Annotated in this window: 20 protein-coding genes; 13 read left to right on the forward strand and 7 right to left on the reverse strand. The window is 51.8% G+C overall.

Annotated features, from left to right (window positions below; translation table 11 throughout):
- Positions 1-49 precede the first annotated feature (49 nt).
- Complete coding sequence (locus ACO064_RS24685) at positions 50-2017, forward strand: c-type cytochrome (RefSeq protein ID WP_421831064.1); 1968 nt, start codon at positions 50-52, stop codon at positions 2015-2017.
- A 151-nt stretch (positions 2018-2168) separates the two neighbouring features.
- Here ACO064_RS24685 and ACO064_RS24690 read toward each other — a convergent pair whose 3' ends face one another.
- Positions 2169-2711, reverse strand: a complete 543-nt coding sequence (locus ACO064_RS24690) for a DUF2911 domain-containing protein (RefSeq protein ID WP_421829870.1) — start codon at positions 2709-2711, stop codon at positions 2169-2171.
- Between the two features lie 240 nt (positions 2712-2951).
- Here ACO064_RS24690 and ACO064_RS24695 point away from each other — a divergent pair, with 240 nt between their 5' ends.
- From ACO064_RS24695 to ACO064_RS24720, 6 genes are all read left to right on the forward strand, one after another.
- A complete protein-coding gene (locus ACO064_RS24695) occupies positions 2952-3998 on the forward strand; it encodes a YheT family hydrolase (protein WP_421829871.1) in 1047 nt (348 codons plus the stop codon).
- A 7-nt stretch (positions 3999-4005) separates the two neighbouring features.
- Complete coding sequence (locus ACO064_RS24700) at positions 4006-4293, forward strand: nucleotidyltransferase family protein (RefSeq protein ID WP_421829872.1); 288 nt, start codon at positions 4006-4008, stop codon at positions 4291-4293.
- Positions 4277-4636 (forward strand): DUF86 domain-containing protein, encoded by a 360-nt coding sequence (locus ACO064_RS24705; RefSeq protein WP_421829873.1) that lies wholly within the window; start codon positions 4277-4279, stop codon positions 4634-4636. Before ACO064_RS24700 ends, ACO064_RS24705 begins: the two co-directional genes overlap by 17 nt.
- 9 nt (positions 4637-4645) lie before the next feature.
- Positions 4646-6550, forward strand: a complete 1905-nt coding sequence (gene serA, locus ACO064_RS24710; protein WP_421829875.1) for a phosphoglycerate dehydrogenase — start codon at positions 4646-4648, stop codon at positions 6548-6550.
- Positions 6551-7003: 453 nt separating this feature from the next.
- Positions 7004-8080, forward strand: coding sequence for an aminotransferase class V-fold PLP-dependent enzyme (locus ACO064_RS24715; protein ID WP_421829877.1), 1077 nt, complete (start codon positions 7004-7006; stop codon positions 8078-8080).
- A gap of 144 nt (positions 8081-8224) precedes the next feature.
- The gene (locus ACO064_RS24720) at positions 8225-8875 is read left to right on the forward strand and encodes a hypothetical protein (protein WP_421829878.1); all 651 of its coding nucleotides are present in this window, start codon (positions 8225-8227) and stop codon (positions 8873-8875) included.
- Between the two features lie 5 nt (positions 8876-8880).
- Here ACO064_RS24720 and ACO064_RS24725 read toward each other — a convergent pair whose 3' ends face one another.
- Positions 8881-10917, reverse strand: coding sequence for a M13 family metallopeptidase (locus ACO064_RS24725; protein WP_421829879.1), 2037 nt, complete (start codon positions 10915-10917; stop codon positions 8881-8883).
- Between the two features lie 105 nt (positions 10918-11022).
- Positions 11023-11370 carry a MauE/DoxX family redox-associated membrane protein gene (locus tag ACO064_RS24730; protein ID WP_421829881.1) on the reverse strand — a complete coding sequence of 116 codons (348 nt, stop codon included), beginning with the start codon at positions 11368-11370 and terminating at the stop codon, positions 11023-11025.
- Between the two features lie 156 nt (positions 11371-11526).
- On the opposite strand from ACO064_RS24730, the gene ACO064_RS24735 reads away from it, so the two are divergent.
- Positions 11527-12324: an SDR family oxidoreductase gene (locus tag ACO064_RS24735; RefSeq protein ID WP_421829882.1), complete on the forward strand. Its 798-nt coding sequence runs from the start codon at positions 11527-11529 to the stop codon at positions 12322-12324.
- A 4-nt stretch (positions 12325-12328) separates the two neighbouring features.
- Here the strand turns inward: ACO064_RS24735 and ACO064_RS24740 are convergent, their stop codons facing one another.
- The 3 genes from ACO064_RS24740 to ACO064_RS24750 all read right to left on the reverse strand — a co-directional run bounded on the left by ACO064_RS24740 (position 12329) and on the right by ACO064_RS24750 (position 14608).
- Positions 12329-13501 carry a glutathionylspermidine synthase family protein gene (locus tag ACO064_RS24740; protein ID WP_421829883.1) on the reverse strand — a complete coding sequence of 391 codons (1173 nt, stop codon included), beginning with the start codon at positions 13499-13501 and terminating at the stop codon, positions 12329-12331.
- A 69-nt stretch (positions 13502-13570) separates the two neighbouring features.
- Positions 13571-14068, reverse strand: a complete 498-nt coding sequence (locus tag ACO064_RS24745) for a hypothetical protein (RefSeq protein ID WP_421829884.1) — start codon at positions 14066-14068, stop codon at positions 13571-13573.
- 78 nt (positions 14069-14146) lie between these two features.
- The gene (locus ACO064_RS24750; protein WP_421829885.1) at positions 14147-14608 is read right to left on the reverse strand and encodes a cytochrome B; all 462 of its coding nucleotides are present in this window, start codon (positions 14606-14608) and stop codon (positions 14147-14149) included.
- Between the two features lie 166 nt (positions 14609-14774).
- Here ACO064_RS24750 and ACO064_RS24755 point away from each other — a divergent pair, with 166 nt between their 5' ends.
- Positions 14775-15077, forward strand: a complete 303-nt coding sequence (locus ACO064_RS24755) for a DUF4286 family protein (protein ID WP_421829886.1) — start codon at positions 14775-14777, stop codon at positions 15075-15077.
- A 127-nt stretch (positions 15078-15204) separates the two neighbouring features.
- Here ACO064_RS24755 and ACO064_RS24760 read toward each other — a convergent pair whose 3' ends face one another.
- On the reverse strand, positions 15205-17568 hold the full coding sequence (locus tag ACO064_RS24760; protein ID WP_421829887.1) for an efflux RND transporter permease subunit: 2364 nt from the start codon (positions 17566-17568) through the stop codon (positions 15205-15207).
- Positions 17569-17984: 416 nt separating this feature from the next.
- Between ACO064_RS24760 and ACO064_RS24765 the strand changes: the two genes are divergently transcribed.
- The 4 genes from ACO064_RS24765 (at position 17985) to ACO064_RS24780 (ending at position 23617) form a co-directional block, all read left to right on the forward strand.
- A complete protein-coding gene (locus ACO064_RS24765; protein ID WP_421829888.1) occupies positions 17985-20171 on the forward strand; it encodes a glycosyltransferase family 4 protein in 2187 nt (728 codons plus the stop codon).
- A gap of 103 nt (positions 20172-20274) precedes the next feature.
- Positions 20275-21765, forward strand: a complete 1491-nt coding sequence (locus ACO064_RS24770) for a glycoside hydrolase family 130 protein (protein WP_421829889.1) — start codon at positions 20275-20277, stop codon at positions 21763-21765.
- 335 nt (positions 21766-22100) lie between these two features.
- Positions 22101-22865, forward strand: coding sequence for a LamG domain-containing protein (locus ACO064_RS24775; RefSeq protein WP_421829890.1), 765 nt, complete (start codon positions 22101-22103; stop codon positions 22863-22865).
- Positions 22866-22879: 14 nt separating this feature from the next.
- The gene (locus ACO064_RS24780) at positions 22880-23617 is read left to right on the forward strand and encodes a hypothetical protein (RefSeq protein ID WP_421829891.1); all 738 of its coding nucleotides are present in this window, start codon (positions 22880-22882) and stop codon (positions 23615-23617) included.
- The last annotated feature ends 8 nt before the right edge of the window (positions 23618-23625 follow it).

Raw genomic sequence — 23625 nt, forward strand, 5'->3', positions numbered from 1 at the left:
GATGAAACCAATGTATACATCCATTCTTCGCCGGGCGGTGGTTGGCACGATGCTGTCAGCGGCTGCTTTTTCGGTGGGTTGGGCGCAGGAATCGCCCAAGGAAGAAGATTTTTATAAAATCCTGAAGGTGTCAGCACCGGAAGGGACGTTGCTGGAAGTCGGCGGTTTAGCCGTGCTTCCGAACGGTGATCTGGGCGTGGCCACCCGTCGGGGTGACATTTTCATCGTCGAAAACCCGACCAGTCGTCGGCCTTTCTTCCGGAAATTTGCCTCAGGTTTACACGAAGTGCTGGGGCTGGCTTACAAAGACGGTGCGCTGTATTGTGCCCAGCGCGGTGAATTGACCAAACTGGTCGATTCGAACAAAGACGGTAAAGCGGACATCATCGAAACGGTGACCAATATTCCGGTATCGGGCCACTACCACGAGTACACGTTTGGCCCCAAGATTGCCCCCGACGGTTCGTTTTTTATCTCGGGGAACGTCGCGTTTGGTGACGAAAAATGGTGGGCGGGCGAAAGTCGCGTCCCCTGGCGGGGCTGGATCATGCACATCACCAAAGACGGTCAGATCGAGCCCTGGGCAACGGGTGTTCGGTCGCCAGCCGGTTTGGGCATGATCGATGGTGAACTGTTTTACGCGGATAACCAGGGCGACTGGATTGGTTCGGGTGGGGTTTGGCATGTGAAAAAAGGCGCGTTTATGGGCCACCCGGCGGGTTTACGCTGGAGTGCTGACCCCAAATCGCCGGTTAAACTGACGCAGGAGCAACTGTACGCGAAAATTAATCCGCGTGACAACCGCGACGAGCGGGGCCGGGCCATCAAACCAGAGAACGTGGTGGACGAAAAGTACGTCACCCTGTTCGAGATGAAGAAAGAGTTTCCGGAAATTCAGTTGCCCGTCGTCTGGTTGCCTCACGGCGTTCAGGGGATTTCCAACTCGGAAATTGTCCAGATTCCCGAAGGGTCGTTCGGGCCTTTTGCGGGGCAATTGCTGGTGGGCGATCAGGGTCAGAGCAAGATTACGCGCGTGTTCATGGAAAAAGTGAATGGCGAATTTCAGGGGGCATCGATCGATTTTCGCAGTGGTTTTCGCTCGGGCGTGTTGCGGATGGCGTGGGCCAAAGATGGCTCGCTGTTTGTTGGCGAAACCAACCGCGGTTGGGGCTCGGCGGGCGAGGCTGATGAAGGCTTGCAGCGTTTGACCTGGAACAACCAGATGCCGTTCGAGATGCGGGCAGTTCGTGCCATGCCAGACGGTTTCGAGGTGGAATTCACCACGCCCGTCGACCGAAAATCGGCGGAGGACCTGGCTTCGTATTCCGTTGAAAGTTTTATTTACAAATACCACCCGGTTTACGGTAGCCCGACGGTGAATAAGGAAGCCTGCGCGGTGAAAGGGGTGAAAGTGTCGCCCGACGGACTGAAAGCCCGGGTGATTGTCGATAACCTGCGCCAATATTACATCCACAACCTGACGCTCGACGGCGTTCGGGCGGCAGAAGGGTCGTATTCACTGGTTCACCCAACGGCCTATTACACGCTGAACAACATTCCGGAAGGCCAGAAACTGGCGATGACGGGCGTTAGTACGTTCAATTCGGCGGCTTCCAAAGCAGCACCGGCCAAAAAGGGCGTTCTGGCGAAACCGGGCGTAAAAGCGGGGGCGAAAACAACGGCGGTTTCCGGCACAAAAACCGGTACGCTGGTCGCGAAAGCCCCGACATTCGAAGAGGTAAAACCGTTGCTAAACCGCCATACGTGTTCGGCTTGCCACAATGCTGACAAACGGCAGGTAGGCCCGGCTTTTGCCGATGTGGCCAAAAGAGGCTATTCAAACGAGAAAATTGTCGAGTTGATTTATAATCCGAAACCGCAGAACTGGCCGGATTATTCGACCGAAATGCCGCCCATGCCGCAGGTTCCGAAAGCCGACGCGCTGAAGATTGCCGCCTGGATCAACTCGCTATCGGGAGGAAAAACCGCTGCCGCGAAGAACGCGGATCAGCCCTGAAGGAGTGAAGAATTAAGAGTTGGCTGACGCACACATTTTAACTCTTAACTCTTTAAACAGGAAAGCCCGGCCAAGTGGTCGGGCTTTCTGTTTCCGGGGTATTGATCGGTCGTTACAGCGTACGACGGCGAATCGCTCCGGCGGATTTCCTTCAGTTGGTACCACCAACCGGTTTGATGGGGATGGCGATGGAAGCCATGTCCCAGGCAATCGATACCTGCGAATCGGTTGGGGTGATCGTCAGTTTTTCAACCGGCGTTGCATTGGTTTTGGCTGGAACCGTGATCTGGGCAACGTCTTTTTTCTTCAATTCGACGCCTTTTACGGGGTCAATGTAGTCATAGGCACCCCACTGGCCCAGTTTGCTATTCAGAATAACCGTCCACTCTTTTTCATCAGGAATGGTGAAGAGGGTGTAGGTACCGGCTTTCACCATTTTGTCGCCGAACATCACGTCTTTGGTGAACGTAATTTCGGTGGCTTCATCCGCACCCGTACGCCATACTTTACCGTACTTTTCCAATCCATCGGCCCCAAAGATCACCCGGCCCCGCTTGGATGGTTGGCCATAAACGACTTTTACGCTTTTACCGGGACTTTCAACTTTCAAATGTGGACTTTTTGCCTGTGCAAAAACAAGGGTGGAAGTTGCTGTAATCAGCAACGCCAGACATACTAATAATCCCTTTTTCATAGGTAATAGAAAGTTATTGGTGAATGATTTGTCACAAAGAAAACAAATCTTGGACCAAAAAGATACGGCAATGGTTTAATCGGCTGATAAAATACGTTAAATGGTCTGCCGAAATAGTTCAAGTGGGTAAACAAATACTCCAAAAAAAACCGGCTGGCAGAATCTCTTTTGTCTTTCCGAACGTTTGGTTTTCCCTTTGCCGTGGAACCGTTTACCTTTGTGCTTCTTTTGAGAATCGCTATGCCGCTGATTACCCTGTCGGATTACCGCCCGCCCGCGCATTTGTGGAACGGACATTTGCAAACCATCATACCGGCTTTGTTCCGAAAAGTCAGCGCATCGTATACCCGTGAACGGATTGAAACCCCGGATGATGATTTTCTGGATCTGGACTGGAGTTATGCATTCCTGTCAGGTTCTGGACATCCTGGACACCCGTCAGGTTTTCAAAACCTGACGGGTGTCCAGGATGTCCAGAACCTGAGCGATAGAAAGACGCTCATAATCCTTTCCCACGGTCTGGAAGGCGATTCCCGGCGGCAGTATCTGGCCGGAATGGTTCGGCATCTGACGGCCAACGGGTTCGATTGCCTGGCCTGGCATTACCGCAGTTGCAGTGGCGAAATGAACCGGCAGGCCCGGTTTTACCACCTCGGCGAAACCGGTGATTTGCAGTTGGTTATCGATTATGCCCTGCAAAAAGGGTACAAACACATTAACCTGATGGGGTTCAGTGCGGGCGGCAACGTGACGTTGAAATATTTGGGGGAACAAGGGCAAGCGATTCATCCGGCGATTGAAAAAGCCGTGGTTTTTTCGGTGCCGTTGCACCTGACCACCGCATCGCGTCGGCTGGAAGCCTGGGATAGCCAGGTCTATAACCAGCGGTTTAACAAGACGCTGAAGCGCAAAGTTTTTGAAAAAGCCGCCCTGATGCCGGGCGTTATTCCAACGGAGGGATTGCAAAAAGTCCGTACTTTGCGGGAGTTTGACAATCTGTTTACGGCTCGCTTACACGGTTTTCGCGATGCGGAAGATTATTACCAGCAAAGCAGCGCCTTACCCTACCTGACTAAAATTGCGATTCCGACTTTGATTGTTAGTGCCAAAAATGACCCTTTTTTGTCGCGGGAATGTTTCCCGGAAGAACTGGGTCGCCAACTGCCCAACGTCTGGATGGAATTTCCGACTCAGGGCGGCCATTGCGGTTTTACACCCGCGGGCTCCAATAAAACCGTGTACTGGTCGGAAGAGCGGGCGTTGCGGTTTTTGAAAACTACTGACTAATTCGCTTATGATTGCGCAACAGGCCGTTATTCAACAGTTTTTTACCAATCAACCCGTACTCCGGGCGTATGTGTTTGGCTCACAGGCGCGGGGAGAGTCCCGGCCGGAAAGCGATATCGACATTCTGGTCGAACTGGATGATCGGGTCGATATTTTTCAGTTTGCCAATATGAAAATTCAACTGGAAAATCTGTTAAAACAGGAAGTGGATTTGGTTTCAGCAGGAGGTCTTTCGCCTTATATCCAACCCTTTATTGACCGGGATAAATTGCTGATTTATGAAAGGGAACGTTAGCGAAAAAGCCAGGCTTCTTCATATGCTGGATGCGATCAGGTTGATTCAGGAGTTTACCGCCGGATTGACCTACGAGCAATACATGCAGGATATGAAACTGAGATTGGCACTGGTCAAGTTGTTGGAAATTATTGGAGAAGCGGCCAACTTTGTTACGAAAGACACACAAAATACATTTACCGAAGTTGAGTGGAACACCCTCTACGTGGTGAGGAATATTCTGGTTCATGAATACTTCGGAATCAATTATGATATTATTTGGCAGGCAATTATAGACAAAATTCCGACGCTGAAAATCAAAGTAGAAAGCGTTTTACAGCAATTGTCTATTGATAACGGGTAATCCTCAATTATGTTAACCAAAACACTCGAACAGACGTATTTCGTCATTGACTTCGACAGCACCTTTACCAAAGTCGAAGCCCTGGATGTACTGGGAGAAATCTCCCTGGCGGGTCACCGCGACCGGGAAGCGATTCTCGAAAAAATCAAAATCATCACCGACCGGGGTATGTCGGGCGAGATTTCGCTGTCGAAATCCATCGAATTGCGGCTCGAACTGTTGCAGGCGCACCGGGATCATTTGCCCGCGCTGATTGAAACGCTGAAAACCGAAATCTCGGATTCATTTCAGCGGAACCGGGGATTTCTGGCGGAACATGCCGACCAGATTTACATCGTATCGAGCGGTTTCAAAGAATTTATCGTTCCGATCGTGACGTCGCTGGGCATCAAGGAAGAGAATGTATTTGCCAATACGTTCGTCTACGATGCCGTCGGCAATATTGTGAGCTGCGATTGTGAAAATCCGCTTTCGACCGACAAAGGAAAGGTAAAACTGATTCGGGATCTGAAGCTCGAAGGCGACATTTACGTCATTGGCGACGGCTACACCGATTACGAAATCCGGGAATCTGGGTTGGCCAACCGGTTTTACGCCTTTACCGAGAATGTGCTGCGCCCGAAAGTCATTGAAAAAGCCGACCATGTGGCGCCGTCACTCGACGAGTTTTTATACCACAACAAGCTGAGCCGCAGTCAGTCGTATCCCAAAAGCCGGATCAAGGTTCTGTTGCTGGAAAACGTACACCCCGTAGCGGTAAAGCTGTTTGAGGGCGAAGGATTCAATGTGGAAATTCTGAAAGGGGCGCTGGACGAAGACGAACTGATCGAGAAAATCCGGGACGTTTCCATTCTCGGCATCCGTTCCAAAACGCAGGTGACCAGCCGCGTGCTTGAACACGCCAACAAACTGATGTGCGTCGGTGCATTCTGCATCGGTACCAACCAGATCGACCTCAAAACCTGTACCGAAAAAGGGATTGCGGTTTTCAACGCGCCCTACAGCAACACCCGCTCCGTGGTTGAAATGGCCATTGGCGAAATCATCATGCTGGTGCGGAACATTGTCCCGAAAAGCAATAAGATGCATGAAGGCATTTGGGACAAATCGGCCAAAAATAGCTTTGAAGTCCGGGGTAAAAAGCTGGGATTGGTGGGCTACGGCAACATCGGCACCCAGTTGTCGGTGGTGGCCGAAGCGCTGGGCATGGAAGTGTATTTCTACGATATTGTCGATAAACTGGCGCTGGGAAATGCCCGCAAATGCAAAACCCTGGACGAATTGCTGGCCATTTCCGACTTCCTCAGCCTGCACACCGATGGACGCGCCAGCAACAAAAACCTGATTGGCGCCCGGGAGTTTTCGCTGATGAAAGAGGGGGTCATTTTCCTGAATCTGTCGCGCGGACACATTGTCGACATTGCGGCCCTGGTCGATGCGGTGAAGAGTGGCCACGTAGCCGGTGCGGGGATCGACGTGTTTCCGTATGAACCGAAAACCAACAACGAGGAGTTTATCAACGAGTTACGCGGTTTGCCGAACGTCATTCTGAGCCCGCACATTGGCGGCAGCACGGAAGAAGCACAGGAAAATATCGGTAATTTTGTGCCGGGAAAACTGCTGGAATACATCAACAACGGCAGTACCTACGGCAGCGTCAATTTCCCGGAAGTACAATTACCCCTGTTGAAAGACTCGCACCGCTTGTTGCATATTCACGCCAACGTGCCGGGCATTCTGGCGAAAATCAACGCTATTTTTGCCAATTACCACATCAACATTCAGGGGCAATACCTGAAAACAACCGAGCAGGTTGGTTATGTGATTACCGACATTGCCAAGGATTATTCGGACGAAGTGGTCAACGAACTGCGGAATATTGACAATACGATCAAATTCAGGTTGTTATATTAGTGTAAAAGAATGGGAGAGGAGGTAAAGAAAAAGCAAATGGAATGGCCGCCTTCAAAAGCACTTCTGATTGCGTTTATTCCTCTCCTGCTCCTTCTGGCTACCATACCGAAGCTGTATACGATTTACGAACGAAAGCAGATTCAGAAAGACCAGGCATTTACTGTCGGAACCATTTCACGGTTTAAATACGAAAGGAGAAGAAGCAGAGATGTCTACCGGGTGGAAGTCCGGTACAAAGTAGACGGGAAGATGTTTACGGGTAGAAGCCGCGCTTTCTGGTCACTTACGGAATGGCAGCTCCATTCAATACTGGAAAAGCCATTGCCGGTTATTTATGAAAAAAACAATCCGTCGAATGGTGTTGTGCTCTCAACTGAAGAGCAGTTTGGACATTTTGAACTTACATTTCCGGATAGCTTGAATTGGACCAGGCCGTATTTTTATTGATCAACTATGAAACAAACCTACTTCACCGCCGGACCAGCAGAGCTGTATCCCACTGTATCCCAACACCTTCAGACGGCGATGGACGAGCAGATCGGGTCGATTTCGCACCGGAGCGCCAGGTTCCGGAGTATTTATCAGTTTTGTGACGAACAGTTGCGCGAGCTGCTGACGATTCCGGAATCGCACGGGATTTTCTTCACCGGCTCGGCTTCTGAAGTATGGGAACGGATTCTGCTGAACTGCGTCGAGCACGAAAGTTTTCACCTGGTGAACGGGTCCTTTTCGAAGAAATTCTGCGACTACGCGACCGCTTTGCAGAAATACGCCCACAAGCAGGAAAAACCGTTCGGTGAAGGGTTTGATTACAGTGAAATCGAGGTGCCGGAATATGCCGAGCTGATTGCGGTGACGCACAATGAAACCAGCTCGGGCGTGCAGATGCGGCCAGTCGACATTCACAAGCTGAAGCGTAGTCACGCGAAAAAGCTGATTGCGGTCGATATGGTATCGTCGGCACCGTTTCCCGATCTGGATTTCTCGCTCATCGACACGGCCTTTTTCTCCGTCCAGAAAGCATTTGGTCTGCCCGCCGGTTTGGGGGTGTGGATTGCCAACGAGCGGTGCCTCGAAAAAGCCGAAATCCTGAAACACGGTGATCAGCACATTGGCGCCCACAACAACTTGCCCATGTTGTGGAAAAACTACAAAACGTACGAGACACCGGCCACACCCAACGTGCTTTTGATTTACCTGCTGGGTAAAATTGCCGAAGATTTCAACCGGATCGGTGTTGAAAAACTGCGGACTGAGACGGAAGAAAAAGCGAAAATGCTGTACAAATTTGTGGAGAGCCACGCGCAGTTCTCGCCTTTTGTGAAAAACGACCGGCACCGTTCGCGCACGGTCGTGGTGGCTAATACGCAAAAACCGTCTTCCGAAATCATCAGCAAAGTGAAGGAATCCGGGATGGTCGTGGGCAGTGGCTATGGGCAGTTTAAAGACACCCAGATCCGGATTGCCAACTTCCCGGCCACCGATGTAGAGCAGATCGGCCGGTTGATCGAGGTGTTGGGAAAAATCTAGTTTTATTTAAATACAAACAGCACCGGTTTTGACCAAACCTTCCCGCGCTTTGTGTGGGGGGCTTGGTCAAAACCGGTGCTGTTTGTATTTAAATAAACTTTATGCTCCCGAACTGGTTTTACGTAGACAACTCAGCGTAATTCCATGAAACCGTACTCCAACCGACCTATTCTTTTGATCGCTTTTTGCCTGCTTACAACCGTTGTTGTACAAGCGCAGGAAACTGATACCCTCCGACGGGATGTTCCTACAACACCTTTACCCGACACTACCCTGCGGTCGAAGGAAGTTTTTTCGGACGTAAAACCCACCTATTTCAGACGTCCCGGCTTGCCGTGGTTTCAGCAGGGGGCCTTTATGCTGGGTGCCGCCCTGGGTTTTGCCACCGGAAAAGGGCAGGGATTGTATACAGCATTTAATCCCCGCGCCAGTTTTTTCATTCAACGTGGATTGTCTGTCGGTTTGCGGGGCGCTTTTGAAAGCCGGGCCTCCACCAGCTACCGCGCCAATTCCGGAGGAGCCTTTGTGCGGTATTACCCGGTTCGCAACAACTTCTATGTCTTTGGAGAAGGCGGTTTCAACATCGGAAAATTTCGTTCCAGCGACGTCGGCCCCAACGACCGCCGGGGCTTCAGCAGCCTGAATATTGGCCTGGGCCTGGGTGTGAAAGCGATGGAGAAATTGAGCTTCGAACTCATGATTGAAAATAACTACTACGATAAGGCTCCAGTTTACGCGGGCAACAACCGCGGCCCGCAAATTAAATTGGGTGCCAATCTGCACTTTGGCCGCTGACGGCCTTACCAAACCCGGGTTTGATCCACTTCCGGCTTGTACATACGTTCTCCGGCTTTCACATTGAAGGCCTGGTAGAAGGGCGCAAAATTGCTCAGGGGGCCATTGACCCGGTATTTCGCCGGTGAGTGTGGATCGACCTGAACGTAAGTCCGCTGGGTTTCGTCCCGGATTTTGATGCGCCAGACTTGTGCAAATCCCAGAAAAAACCGCTGCTGGGGCGTAAAACCGTCGATTTTTTCATCACTCTTGCTCTGATCGGTCAGTTTGAAAGCATCGAAGGCAATGGCTAATCCGCCGAGATCGGCCAGGTTCTCGCCCAACGTCAAACGTCCGTTGAGTTTGAGGTTGTCCAGAACCGTGTAGTTGTTGTATTGATCGACCACCTGATTGGCTTTGGCCGTAAACTTATCGGCATCCGACTTTTGCCACCAGTCGCGCAAGTTCCCCTGAACATCATACTGACGGCCCTGATCGTCGAAAAGGTGGGTGAGTTCGTGGCCGATTACCATGCCGATAGCGCCGTAGTTGATGGCATCGTCGGCATCTTTGTCGAAGAACGGAAACTGCAGAATACCGGCCGGGAACACGATTTCGTTGAACGACGGATTGGCGTAGGCATTCACTTCGGGCGGGTTCATCATCCATTCGGTGCGGTCGACAGTTTTGTCAACTTTGGCAAAACTTTCTTTTGAAGCATGAATGCGGGCTGATTGCACATTTTCAAAATAAGCATCGCGCTTGACGGAAACATCCGAATAATCTTTCCATTTATCCGGGTAGCCGATTTTGTTCATAATGCCGTCCAGTTTGACCAACGCAACTTTTTTGGTTTCCGGCGACATCCAGTCGAGTTTCTCAATCCGGTTCCGGTAGGCTTTCTGAAGGTTGGTGACCAGCGTCAGCATCCGTTCTTTGGCTTCGGGCGTAAAGTGTTTTTTTACCCACAACTGCCCCAGCAATTCTCCCAGATAGGCATCGACATTTTGGGAAATCCGCTTCCAGCGTTCCGACTGAACGGGTTGTCCGTAGAGCGTTTTGTTGTAGAAGTCAAATTTAGCCTGTACAAACGGGCGGCTCAACAAAGACGCATTGAAGTCGATGTAGCCAAAAGCTGCTTTATCTCTGATGACATCGATGGACGTTGCGGGCAGAGCTGCACTCAGGGCCTGGTAATATTCCGGTTGCCCCACCAGAACGGTATCGGTTTTCACCGTCATGGCGGTCAGAAACGATTTCCAGTCGATATTGGGCGTGCGTTGATTCAGTTCGCTGACCGACAGTTTGTGGTAGTTTTTGATCGGGTCGCGGAGGTCGGCTGCGGCTTTGTGGGATTTCGCCAGGGTCGTTTCAAACGCCAGAATACCGTCGGCTTTTTTTCGGGCCGTCGTCGAATCCGTGCCGGTCAGCACAAAAAGTTTGGTGACATAAGTGACAAAAGCTGCCCGGATTTTCTTCGTTTCGTCGTCGGTTTTGAAATAGTATTCCTTCTCCGGCAAACTCAACCCGCTCTGGCCAAAACTCAGCCGGTTGATCGTACTCTGGCGGTCGTCGGGTCCAACGCCCATGCCGAACAAAACGCCACCCCGGTTGATTTCGTCGGAGGCCATGTAAAGCAGGGCTTCTTTGTAGTCTTTCAGTCCTGCAATTTTTGCCAGTTCGGCCTTCAGAGGTTCATAGCCTCGTTTTTCGATGGCAACGGTATCCATACCGCTGGCGTAAAAATCACCCACTTTCTGCTCGACACTGCCATTCGCGGCTCCGCTGGCGGCTGCTTCGTCCAGAATGGACTTCGTTTTTTTCTGATTCTCCTCGTGAAGCTCGTAAAAAGAACCCCAGCCGGTCTGATCCTCCGGAATTTTGGTGTTTTTTACCCAACTTCCATTGGCATACGAAAAGAAGTCATTGCCGGGAACGATGGTGGTATCCATGCCCGATTTGTCGAAAAACACCGTGCGGGCGGTTTCATCTTTTTCAGTTTTGCAGGCCGTTAGCCATACCATTCCGCCGACGGCCAGCAGGAGAGATTTTGGGAAGTTCATATTTTGTTCGTTGACTCTAGCATAAAAGGGTAAAAGTAGCTTTTTCCCATTTTATACCGCTACCATAAAGCGGGTGATATTGACCGTTTATATAAAATTACCGGTTCAGGTATAACGCCACGCCCACCAGATCAGGACGCCCTGCAACGGAAGCCGACCCCAGCGAATCCAGGCTGGTATGGACGAAAATTTGTCGGCCGTCGCCATGTAGAGATTGGCCGGAAAAATGGCGATCAGCAGCAGAATCAACCCCCAGGCCGCCAGCGACCGCGTGACCGGAAACAGCAGGCCAATGCCCAGCGCCAGTTCGGCAATACCGCTCAGAATCACCATCAACGGGTGGTAGGGAATGTAGGGGGGCATGATACGCAGGTAAGGTTCGGGGCGGATGAAGTGCAGGATACCCGACACAATGTAAACGGCGGCAATGGCGTAAAGACTCAGGTTGTTCATGAACGGGGAAAGCGGTTTTGGGGTGAACAACCTGGGTTTTGAATAAATCCTGAACGGTGCATTGACTGAAGGAGTTGGAAAGAATTTGCTGAATTTTCTAACAAAAAGGACAAAGTACAGGTAGATAAGTCAGGAGAAACGTAATCGATTGGCAACATGATGAGTCAAGATAAGGAATTTAGCGGAAAAGTAGCGTTGGTAACGGGTGCCGGTTCGGGAATTGGAAAAGCAACCGCCCTGCTTCTGGCCCGAAACGGCGCAAAACTGGTTGCGCTGGGTCGGACGGAAAGCGAGTTACAGGAAACCGTGCAGGAAATTCGGCAGGAGGGAGGAGAAGCCATCGCTTTGCTCGCCGACATTTCGAAACCGGAGGATATGCAAAAGGCATTTGAAGCCATCAAAAGCCAACTTGGCGGATTGCACATCGTTTTTGCCAATGCAGGGGTCAACGGCGTCTGGGCGCCCATCGAAGACCTGGAGCCGGACGAATGGGACAAAACCATGAACATCAACCTGCGTGGTACGTTTCTGACTGTCAAATATGCCATTCCGATGCTGAAAGAAAAAGGCGGTTCTGTCATCATCACGGCTTCGGTAAACGGCACCCGGATTTTTAGTAATACGGGTGCTACAGCCTATTCAACCACCAAAGCCGGTCAACTGGCTTTCACGAAAATGGCCGCGCTGGAACTCGCCAAACACCGCATCCGGGTGAATGTTGTTTGCCCCGGTGCCATCGAAACGGAAATCGATGACAGCACCGAAAAACGCAAACTGGAGTCGGCCCGGGAACCGGTTGTGTTTCCGGAAGGAGTCATCCCCTTAACCGATGGCGAACCCGGCACCAGCGAGCAGGTGGCCGAAGTGGTCGCTTTTCTGGCTTCTGACCGGGCCAGCCACATTACCGGTACGCCCATCTGGATCGATGGCGGGGAGTCATTGCTCATGGGTTGATCGGTTAGCCGATCAGGTGTCCGACAAACTGCGCGCCGTTGTCCAGAATGGCACCTCCGCGCCGGAAGCCCAGACCGCAGCTTTCGCCGACGTAAAACACCCCGGCCTGATAGCGTTTGCCGGTTCCGTCGGTGGGCAGCTCCACATATTCCTGGTAGATTTTCGGATAATCGTCATAGTCTCCATCGGCTTCGGCCTGCACGCGCCCCTGCTCGTCCAGAATGCGGACGTTGGCTCCTTCACGACCAAACAACACTTTCTCGACGTGCATCCGGTCGTTGAGGGGCTGGATGTCGGTTTTCAGCAGCAGGGGGTGAAAGGGATACAATTCCCACAAAATTTTCAGGATGTATTTCGACTGAAACAAAAGCGAATACGCCGGATTGAGGATCACCACCTGCCGACGGCGTACGGCTTCGGTCAGAATATGAGCCAGGTCGGATTCTTCGTGGCCGATGTATTCCCACGGCACCAGCTTGAACCAGAAATCAAATTTGTCGAATTGCCCATTCTCCGGATTCTGCTTGAAAATGCCTTCATCGACCGAGAATTCTACCTTGTCGATGTACTCGAATTCAACCGTAAAACCGGCTTCCCGGGCCGCTTCGCCCAAAACCGCCAGGTTGCTGTCGTCTTCCGGAAAACCGCGCATGGCGGATAGCAACAGCGTCGGTTGTTTGTCCTCGTTGTGCAGCAAAATGTCACGAAACTGTTCCACCAGCGTTTCGTAAACGGAATTGAACTGCTGTTCTTCGTCCAGCCCGTTGGCGCGCAGGTGTGCATATTGGACCACTGCTGTTTCGGGAATGCAGGTCGCCGTGTCGGCATTGAACTCGATCAGTTTGATGGGCTGGCCGTCGATGCCACCCGCGAAGTCGAAACGGCCGTAGAGCTGAATGTGCCGGTCGTCGCTCCAGGACAGTTTGATCAGGTCGATGAGGCTGTCCGGAATACCCAGTTCGCTAAACCGGTTGGTATCGATGACGTGCTGCCCGGCTTCTACCAGCATGGTAAACACCTGGTTTCCGGCTTCGTAGTAGGCGTCGGCTTCGGCCGGGCTTACGACAACGACTTCGTTGGTCAGATACGATAGCGTGTCGGTTCCGAGCATCCAGTTCCAGCCAATGTTGCGGAGTTGCTGATCCGGCGAAACCGGTAAAGAGCGGGTGTTGATCATATTTGATGTGGTTTACGGTATTCAGTTTACGGTTTTCGGGAGCTGTCGCACGCTTACAAAAAGAATGCGTCAGCCGCCGTAAACTGAAAACTGAATACCGAATATTGATTTAGGTCGGGTGACGATAAAATAAATGGATAAACCGGCCAGCAGGGCAGACAGCCCTTCGCGAATGGGCCATTCGGGGGCGAAGAAAATCTGGTTGCGTTGCACAACGGCCCGGGGATCACCGTCGGAACTGCTCCAAAGCCAGCGGCTGCGAAACACGCTGGAGGAGTTGAAGCGCAGTTCGCGACCGTCGTCAAACGTCAGGGAAAGTCGTCCCCACCAGCCGGTTCGAACCGTGGCAATGGATGATCCGCCCGCATCGGTCACGGCAATGGTGGTGGCTGGCGTCTGTCGCCGAATGCAGTAGCTGCCAAAACGCGAGTCGAGCGTTGCGTACTGGTGCGTTTCAATGGTTAAAACCGCCTGTGGTAGTCCCAGTTCCGAATAAATCTCGTACCGTTCAGCATCGGAAGGCTGAATCCAGTTCAGGATGGTTCGGTGCTGGGGTGCGGGATGCATGGATTAATGTTTTTTTGCCCCCACCCCCCTAAAGGGGCTTTTCATCCGGCAAAAGCCCCTTTAGGGGGTGGGGGTGTTTTAAAACCAGCCTGCGCCGGGAATGCGGAACGGCCACGGGATCGAAATCAGGATGGCAAGCAGTCCCAATCCAAAGAAGATAAAAACCGTCCGGTGTTTCTGAACAGGTCCGCTGATCCGGCGCGATTTGGAGCGGCCAATCGTGATCAACACCACGGCGATCAGCATTCCGGTAATGTGTTCGATGGTGTAAAACCGGTACAACGCCGTTTTCATGATGGTGCCCATATCGATTCCTGAATCAAACAGAGGGACTTTGGGGCTGATAAAATACAAAATCAAACCGATCAGAAACTGCGTGTGCGTGGCAATCAAGGTGAAGAGGTACAATTTGTTATTGCCCGGCGTGTATTCATCGCGGCCCTGCCATTTCCGAAATGCGGTGACGATGGCGGCAAGCAACAGAATCAATACAACCCAGCGAAGGCCCGAGTGGGCACGAACCAGTATAGTATAAAACATAGAGTGAGTAAGTTTGTCTGGAGCAAAGAAACAACATTTGTGGCTAAGACGAATGAGAAAAGCCGCAAGATTCAGGACAAAAACGACGAATTTACTGTTACTCTTTTTCAATTGACCATTGACTATCGTCCATTGACCATTGTCCATCGTCTAACTTCTTTTATTCATGATTCTTTACAACCTGACGATTAACATTGACAAAACCGTTGAGCGGGAGTGGTTACACTGGATGAAGGCCGAACACGTGCCGGCGGTGATGGCAACCGGCCTGCCGCTGAGCCACAAAATTTTGCATTTACTCACGGAAGTCGACAACAACGGTGCGACGTATACCTTTCAGTATTCCTTTCGAATCAAGCTGGATTTTTACCGCTTTCAGAAATACCACGGCGATGAACTGATGGACAGAATCCAGGCGCGGTTCGGAAATCAATTCGTCTCGTTCCAGAGTTTGCTGGAGGAAGTTTGAAAAGGGTTTAGCGTATTCAGTTTGTGGTGGCTGACACATCCAAAAATCACGAATATTGAATAGCGAATAACGAATGTAGAATGCGTCAGCCACCGTAAACGGTAAACCGAATACTGTAAACCGATTACTATACTGCACTTTCATTATTCAGCAGTTCCTTCCGGCTTTTCCTTTTGTCGAGCGAGAGCAGGAAGGCGGGGAGAAGAATCAGGTTGGCGGCCATGCCCATCAACAGCGTAATCGACACCAGAACCCCCAGCGCCACGGTTCCCTGAAAAGTCGAGAAGGCGAAAATGGCGAAACCGGCGAAAAGGATAAAAGCCGTGTAAATCATGCTGATACCGGCCTGGTGGATGGTGTTGGTGATGGCTTTGGAAATGCTGAGGCCCCGCCGGAGTTCTTCGCGATACCGGGCAATGAAGTAGATCGTGCCGTCGGACGCAATCCCGAATGCAACGCTGAAAATCAGGATGGTCGACGGTTTGAGCCGAATGCCGAAATAGCCCATAATCCCCGCCGTGATGATCAGCGGAACAATGCGGGGCAGCGAGCAGATGATAATCGTTCGGACATCGCGGAGTAAAAGAGCCAGCAAGGCCGTAATCAGAATCACCGCCAGATACACGCTTTCCTTCAGGTTATCCACCAGGTACTCATTGCCTTTCGTGAAAATGCTGCTGCTGCCGGTCAGCCGAACGTCGTACATGTCGCCGTTAGAAACACGTTTGCCGGTTTCACGGTCGATGTTAAAAATGGAATCTACCCGGGGTTGCAGGGTAGTCAGTAGCTCCCGGATGCGCACCGTGCCGACGTCGGCCATCTGGAAACTCACGCGGGTGTAGCGGCTCGTGCTGTCGATAAATCCTTTGAACAGATTGGCTTTCCCTTTCATCTGGGGCGCATAGCTGGCTACTTTGGCCATTTCCAGCGCACCGGGCAAAACGTAATATTTCGGGTCGCCCCCGCGATACGCCTGATACAGAAACTTGGCGGCTTCGACCACCGACAGCGGGCGCGTAAACTCCGGGTATTTCTCAAATTCGCGCTGCAAAAGCCGCATCTTGGTCAGCGTCTGGGGCGTCAGCACCCGGCCCGGCTGGCGGGCGTCGATGGACACTTCAAAGGGCAGAACGCCCCGGAAGTTTTTCTCGAAAAATTTCAGATCGGTATAAATCGGGTCGTTCTTCGGCAAATCATCGACCACGTAACCAACGGCCTGGATGCGCATGGCCCCGATCAGGCTGACGATCACCAGAATACCGATAAAGGCATAAATGGCCCGACGGCGGTGGTGAACCGTGTGATTGACCCAGTTCAGAAACGAAACCACCCAGCGGCTTTCCAGATGACCCCGCTGCCGCGACGACGGCTCGGGCAAATACCCGAAAACGATCGGAATCAGCACCAGGCAGAGGGCGTAGGTGACGACAACCCCCAGCGAAGCCACCAATCCAAACTGGGCCAGCATGGGGCTGCTGGCAAAATAGAAGACAAAAAAACCGATGGCGGTGGTGACGTTGGCAAAAAACGTCATCTCACCGATGGCTTCCGTAGCGGTATTCAGTGCCCGGATTTTGTCGCCGTGGTGGCTGAACTCCTCGAAGTATTTATTGATGAGAAAGATGGTGTTCGGAATCCCGATGACGATGATCAGGGGCGGCAGCAAACCGGTTAGCAACGTGATTTTGTAGCCAAACAGCACCAGAAAGCCCAGCGACCAGACCACACCCACCCCAACGATGCTGATGGCCGCCAGAACAGCCACGACGGACCGGAAGAAAAAGAGCAGAATGATGGCCGTGACGCCGAACGCCAGCGCCATGAACAACACCATTTCGTTGCTGACTTTGCCCGTAAATTTGGTGCGGATGTAAGGCATGCCCGACATGTGAACCGGGATGTTGTAGGTGGCTCCGAAGGCCCTCACTTTCTTCTCAATTTCCAGAACAATGCCGATACGGTCTTTGGTATTCAGCTTTTTCTGGTCGAACGTGACGGCCATCAGGTGCGACCGACCGGCGCTGTCGGAAACAAACCCCTGATAAAAAGGCAGATTAGCCACTTTTAAACGAATGCTGTCTACTTCAGCCTGCGTGGCGGGTGGCTGCGGAACGAGGGGCAAAAACTGAAACTGTTTGATACTGTCGTTACGGACGATGTGAAACAGACTGGCGGCCGACAACACATTTTGGACGCCATCCGATTTCTTAATGGCCTGATTTAGTGCATACCAGCCGTTAAAAACCGGCAACGTATAGAGGTTGGGCGTTTCGATGCCGATGACCATCACGCTGCCATCTTCGCCAAACCGTTTTTTAAACGATTCGTAGAGTTCAAAGTCGGGGTCGTTGGAAGGTAGAATCCGGGCAATTTCGTAGGAAAGCTGGATGCGGGTGGCCTGATAGGCCATGAATACCGTTCCTACGAAAATGACAATGAGCAGGAGAATGCGATTTTTTAAGATGAAATCCGAAACGCGGTGCCAGAACATCAAGCCAGAACAGAAGTTAAGCGCGCAAGGTACAAAATTTGGGTGTGTTTTTGAAAACGAAGGTCGAACGTTCAGCTTTGCCGTTGGTTTCTATTCCCAAGAACCGGGTCCAGGATAATTCCGCCGTAAATAAATTAAACAAATCGTGTTATTGGGAGTTAATCAGTTAGCATCCACACATAAAAGGTCGGTCATTCTTTGCTTAGTTAAATTACAAGTGCTCCAGGATTATTTCTATACCATTATTTCCATGAATAATTATGAATCTTGCTACCTTACAAAACGCGTCCCCTAGTGTGCACATGCCTACCAGTGTGGCATTTATAGGCGATTATTTACCCCGTAAGTGTGGGATTGCCACATTTACTTCTGATCTATATAAATCATTTACAGCGTTTTATCCGGAATCTTCGGCGATGGTCGTGTCGGTGAATGATGTACCGGAAGGGTATGACTATCCGGATGAGGTACGGTATGAATTTTATCAGCATGATTTGAATTCCTACAAAAAAGCCGCCGAATTTCTGAATTCCATGAATACCGAAGTCGTCTGTCTGCAGCACGAGTATGGTATTTACGGTGGGACGGCGGGCAACTATATTCTGACCTTGCTTCGGAATCTGACGATGCCGGTGGTAACAACCTTTCATACGGTGTTGCGCAATCCGGATCAGGATCAGCTCATGGTGCTGAAAACCATCGCCGATCTGTCGGCGCGGGTGGTGGTGATGACCGAGAAAGGCCGTCAGTTTCTGAAAGATATTTATGAGGTTCCCGAGGATAAAATCGACGTCATTGCCCACGGCATTCCCGACATGCCGTTTGTCGATCCGCATTTTCACAAAGACCGGTTTGGCATCGAAGGCAAGCAGGTGTTGCTGACGTTCGGGTTGCTGTCGCCCAACAAGGGGATCGAGAACGTCATCAAGGCACTGCCCCGCATTGTTGAGCGGTTTCCGGATACTGTCTACATCGTGCTGGGTGCCACACACCCCAACCTCATCCGGGATCAGGGTGAAGTGTATCGCGACAGCCTGAAAAAACTGGCTGCCGACTGTGGCGTCAAAAATAATGTGCTGTTTTTCAACCAGTTTGTCGAGCTGGACAACCTGATGGAGTTTTTAGGGGCGGCTGATATTTACATCACGCCCTACCTGAACCCGGCGCAGATTACGTCCGGGACGCTTTCCTACGCTTTCGGATGTGGCAAGGCCGTGGTTTCGACACCCTACTGGCATGCTGAAGAATTGCTGGCCGATGGCCGGGGCGTTCTGGTGCCCTTCAACGACTCGGAAGCCGTTGCCGATGCCATTATCAAGCTGATGAGCGACGAACCCCTGCGGCACGGAATGCGCAAAAAAGCGTATATGCTGGGACGCAGCATGATCTGGGAACGGGTGATGGAACGCTACGTTCAGTCGTTTGTTCAGGCCCGTCAACAGCCGATTGCGTTACCGGGAAGTCCGCTGGCGTTAATCAATGGCAATGGGGGAGGCACCTACAAATTACCGCCGATTCGGCTCGATCACCTCTATCGCCTGACGGATTCGACGGGCATCATTCAACACGCCCGCTACCATTTGCCGCACTATGAAGAAGGCTATTGCACCGACGACAACGCCCGTGCGCTGATTCTGACCGTGATGGTGGAGGAAGCCGGTATGGGAGATCGGAAACTGGCCAAACTCACCGACGATTTTGCGGCTTTTCTCAACTACGCTTACCTACAGGGGCGGGGTCAGTTCCGGAATTTTATGGGCTACGACCGCCGTTGGCTCGAAGAAGTGGGTTCCGACGACAGCACCGGCCGCGCCATCTGGGCGCTGGGAACCTGTGTCGGTCGTTCGGCCGATAAAAACCTGATTACCTGGGCGATGCCAATTTTACACCAGGCCTTGCCGTCCCTGGTTGACCTGCCCTCACCCCGGGCCTGGGCTTTCGGCATCATGGGCGCTTGTGAGTACCTCAAACGCTTTGCGAATGACCGGCTGGTGAAAACCATTTTACAGCAATTGGTAGACAAAATGCTGATCCGGTATCAGGATGGTAAATCCAAAGACTGGCCGTGGTTCGAGGGCTATTTGACCTACGACAATGCGAAGTTATCCCACGCGCTGATTTGTGCCGGTGAAACTTTGCAAGACACGAAGGTGACCGATCTGGGTATCAAAACACTGGAATGGCTGATCAGTTTGCAGATGACGGGCAACGGAATCGCCAGTACCGGTTATTTTCAGCCGATCGGTTCCAACGGTTTTTATACGAAAGGTGGAAAACGGGCGTATTTCGATCAACAACCGGTGGAAGTGCAGGGATCGGTCTCGGCCTGTCTGGCGGCTTATCGGATCACCCGCGAAGCCGTCTGGCTGAAACGGGCCACGAAGATATTCAAGTGGTTTACCGGCCATAACGATCTGGGTCTGTCGGTTTATGATCCTAACACGGGTGGTTGCCGCGACGGTTTGCATGTTGATCGGGTCAATCAAAACCAGGGTGCCGAATCGACACTCGCGTATTTAATGGCACTGACCGAACTGCATTTAACCCAAAAACAAATTTCCGACGCTGAAATTGCAAATACGGCACTAACCTTGTTAGTTTAAACGTTGAAGGCAGAGACATTGAGGGAATGAAACGCACTGTTCCGAAAACAGACGTTCATTCCCTCATTCCATAAACCTGCTGTCTGTCAACCTTTTAGTTCTTATGATAAAGGCAACCCGTACCGGCATTGTATTGCGCCCTGACCCAACGCGCGTTCTCTTTCGGCCCTTTGAACACAGTAGCTCAACGCGAACCCTGAAAATTATTGCCCGGGTCAATGCCATGACTGAGGAAGAAGCCGAGCGGAAGCTGGGCGAGGTGATTCGTGAATTTGGCAGTCGGCATTACAAACTGGAGCGGTTTTTCCTGAAACGCTTCAATCACATTAAATCCCAGCTTCTGACCGACGAGCCGTTGACACTGGAGCGGAAATTGCTGCTGGGCGCGTATTTCACCATGGAATACTCGCTGGAATCGGCGGCTTTGTTCAATCCATCGATGGTGTGGCATCCCGACCAGACCAACGTTCCGCCGGGTTTCAAACGGTTTATCCTGAGCATGCGGGCGACGGGCGAAGGCCACATTTCGTCGATCACCTTCCGCATGGGCTACATCGATCAGGACAGCAAGATCATCCTGCGCAAACCGTCGCGCTACGTGACTTCCCCGGAAATCGTGCCGAACCACCGGTTCAACCGGGCGCAGTTTGAACGGAAACTCTACGAACTCCGGTTGTCGAATCCCATTTCGGAAATGATGATGACCGGCTTAGGCGAGGAGTTTGCGCTGGAAGAAATGGAAGACCGGCTGAAACGGGTTCTGAGCCAATATCGACATCACGCTGAATATGAGGCCATTGCGAGTAGCTTGCGTACGCTGGCCCGCTCCAATTACGAACTGGATTTTGACGAAGACCAGAGCCTGGACGAACGGTGTATTTTCCCGACATCGCCCAATGAAACCAACGGAATTGAAGATGCCCGCTTCGTACGGTTTGTCGAAGACGACGGCGAAGTAACGTATTACGCGACGTACACCGCCTACAACGGCCAGGTTACCTTTCCGCAACTGCTGCTCACCCGCGACTTTACCCACTTCAGTATCAGCACCTTAAACGGAGCCGAGGTGCAGAACAAAGGTATGGCGTTGTTTCCCCGGAAAATCAACGGGCGGTATGTCATGCTTTCCCGTCAGGACGGGGAGAATATTTACATCATGTATTCGGATGATCTGTATTTCTGGCAAACGAAGGAAATATTGCTGAAACCGACCTATCACTGGGAGTTTGTTCAACTCGGCAATTGCGGATCGCCCATCGAAACCGAGGCCGGTTGGCTGGTGCTGAGTCACGGGGTTGGCCCGATGCGGAAATACGCCATTAGCGCTTTTTTGCTCGATCTGAACGATCCCGGCAAAGTGATTGGCCGCCTGACCGAACCGTTGCTGAGTCCCGACGAAAACGAACGTGAAGGCTATGTACCGAATGTCGTGTACAGTTGTGGGGGCCTGATCAACGGCAATGAACTCATCATTCCGTACGCCATGTCGGACTACGCCAGCAGCTTCGCCACCGTCAATGTGCAGGAACTCCTGAATGAACTGACTGGCAGCCAGAAGCAGGTTGAAGTGAACATCGAAGAACAAAGTTTGTAGGATAACTTAATGCGAGCTACGAGATTAGATAGTTTATAGTGAGTCGAATAAGTGCCGTTGGCACGACTCATTTTGTAGCCAAAAATGCCTTTTCCGTTTTTCAGCGTGCCTTTGGGCACGCAACCTTACTCTCAAAGTTCGAGTGAACTTATCAGTATCAAAAACCGCCCCTGTTAACGGGGGCGGTTTTTGATTTTACAGGAAATAGACTGCCTCTAAATTGTTGTCTGATTACAAGATAAAATAGGTATTATCTGTTATTTTGCAGTACATTAGGCACTGACAGAAAAACGGGCCGTAACCATCTTATGATCAGGCAATTCATTGGCAACCAAATGCTAAAGTCGCTTTGCTGGCTTTGGGTGGCCGTGCTAGGCTTGAGTTGTGATGCCTGGGAGTTACCGCGTAAACAATTTACGGTGGCAACGGGGCCGGTTGGTTCCTATTCACTCAACGGCAGCACGCTCGATGCCAGTGGCAACAACCTGCACGGGGTCTTGAAAAATGGTGCCTCCTACGGCCCGGATCGTAAATCGAACGAAAATTCAGCCCTGTTGCTGGACGGTATCGACGACTATTTTGAGATTCCCGATCACGTGCTGCTGCGACCGGCGGTTTTGTCCATCAGCCTCTGGATAAAACCGCAGCGGGTTACGTCAACGACCCAGATTTATTCGAAAGCGGTTTTTAAAGACAACGTCAATAACCAATACACGGCGCGAATTACCCCGCCTTACACGACCGGTTCAACAACGGGATACGAGATCATTGCGGATATTGAGCAGGACGGCAATTGTGAGCAGGAGGACAAAACAAAAAAGCGGGTTTTGTATTTTGATCCCGGCTTTCAACTGAATCAGTGGGTACACATCGTCACCGTTTTTGAAGGCAAAACTGGTACGTTTTACCTGAACGGGCAAAAGCAAATAGCCAATACCGAATTCAAGGACGGCCCGATCGACGCCTGTTCGGGGAGCCCGTTGCGGTTTGGCGCGGCCTGGGAGGGTGATCTCAACGAATTTTTGGGGTTGATGGACGACATTCGCATTTACAACCGCGCCTTGACGGATTCTGAAATTAAAGCCCTCTACCAGCAGTGAACCGGCTCCTCCTTTTGCTCGCTCTCCTCCTGACCGGCACCGCCTACGGGCAACCCCCGGGAAATGCCCGGCTGGCGGTTTCCAACGTTCGCGTTGAACTGGATACGCAGCGGGTGAAAATTGTCTACGATGTGGCCCATCTGATCGCTACCGATTCGGTATACATTCAGGTTGAAAGCCGCCGGAATGGATTTTTCAAGCCCAAAACCGTGACCGGAGCCGTTGGAACAGGTCTTTCGTCCGGAACCAACCAGACGATCTACTGGGATTACCGCCTGGATGGGGTCATCATCGACGATGAGATTCGGGTGACGGTTCTGGCCAAACCAATGATGCAACCGGTTTCGGGCGGAGGTCCTGCCAACGCCCTGCTGTCGGCGCTCGTACCCGGTCTGGGAAGCATACGGGTTCAGCCCAATCGGAAAATCGGCTGGCGGCCGGTCATCACGGCAACCTACGGCGGGTTGCTTGCCTACGGTCTGGTGCAACGCAGCCGGTCGAAACAGGCTTATCGGAACTACGAAAGTCAGCCCAGCGAACAACAGGCGGAACCGTATTACAACCAGGCGACGCAGCACCATCACCGGTATCTGGTGGCAACGCGGGTGGCGGCTGTGGTTTGGGCCGCCGATGTTGCGTATACGGTTTTGAAAGGAATGAAAAACAGGAAGGAAAAGCGGGTGTCGCTCCGAAATGTGGTGGCCGGTTGGGTGGGAACGACGCCAACCCTGGGGATTTCGATGCGGTTTTAAAAACCGCT

The organism is Larkinella sp., assembly GCF_965227735.1.
In the GTDB taxonomy this organism is placed as follows: Bacteria; Bacteroidota; Bacteroidia; order Cytophagales; family Spirosomataceae; genus Larkinella.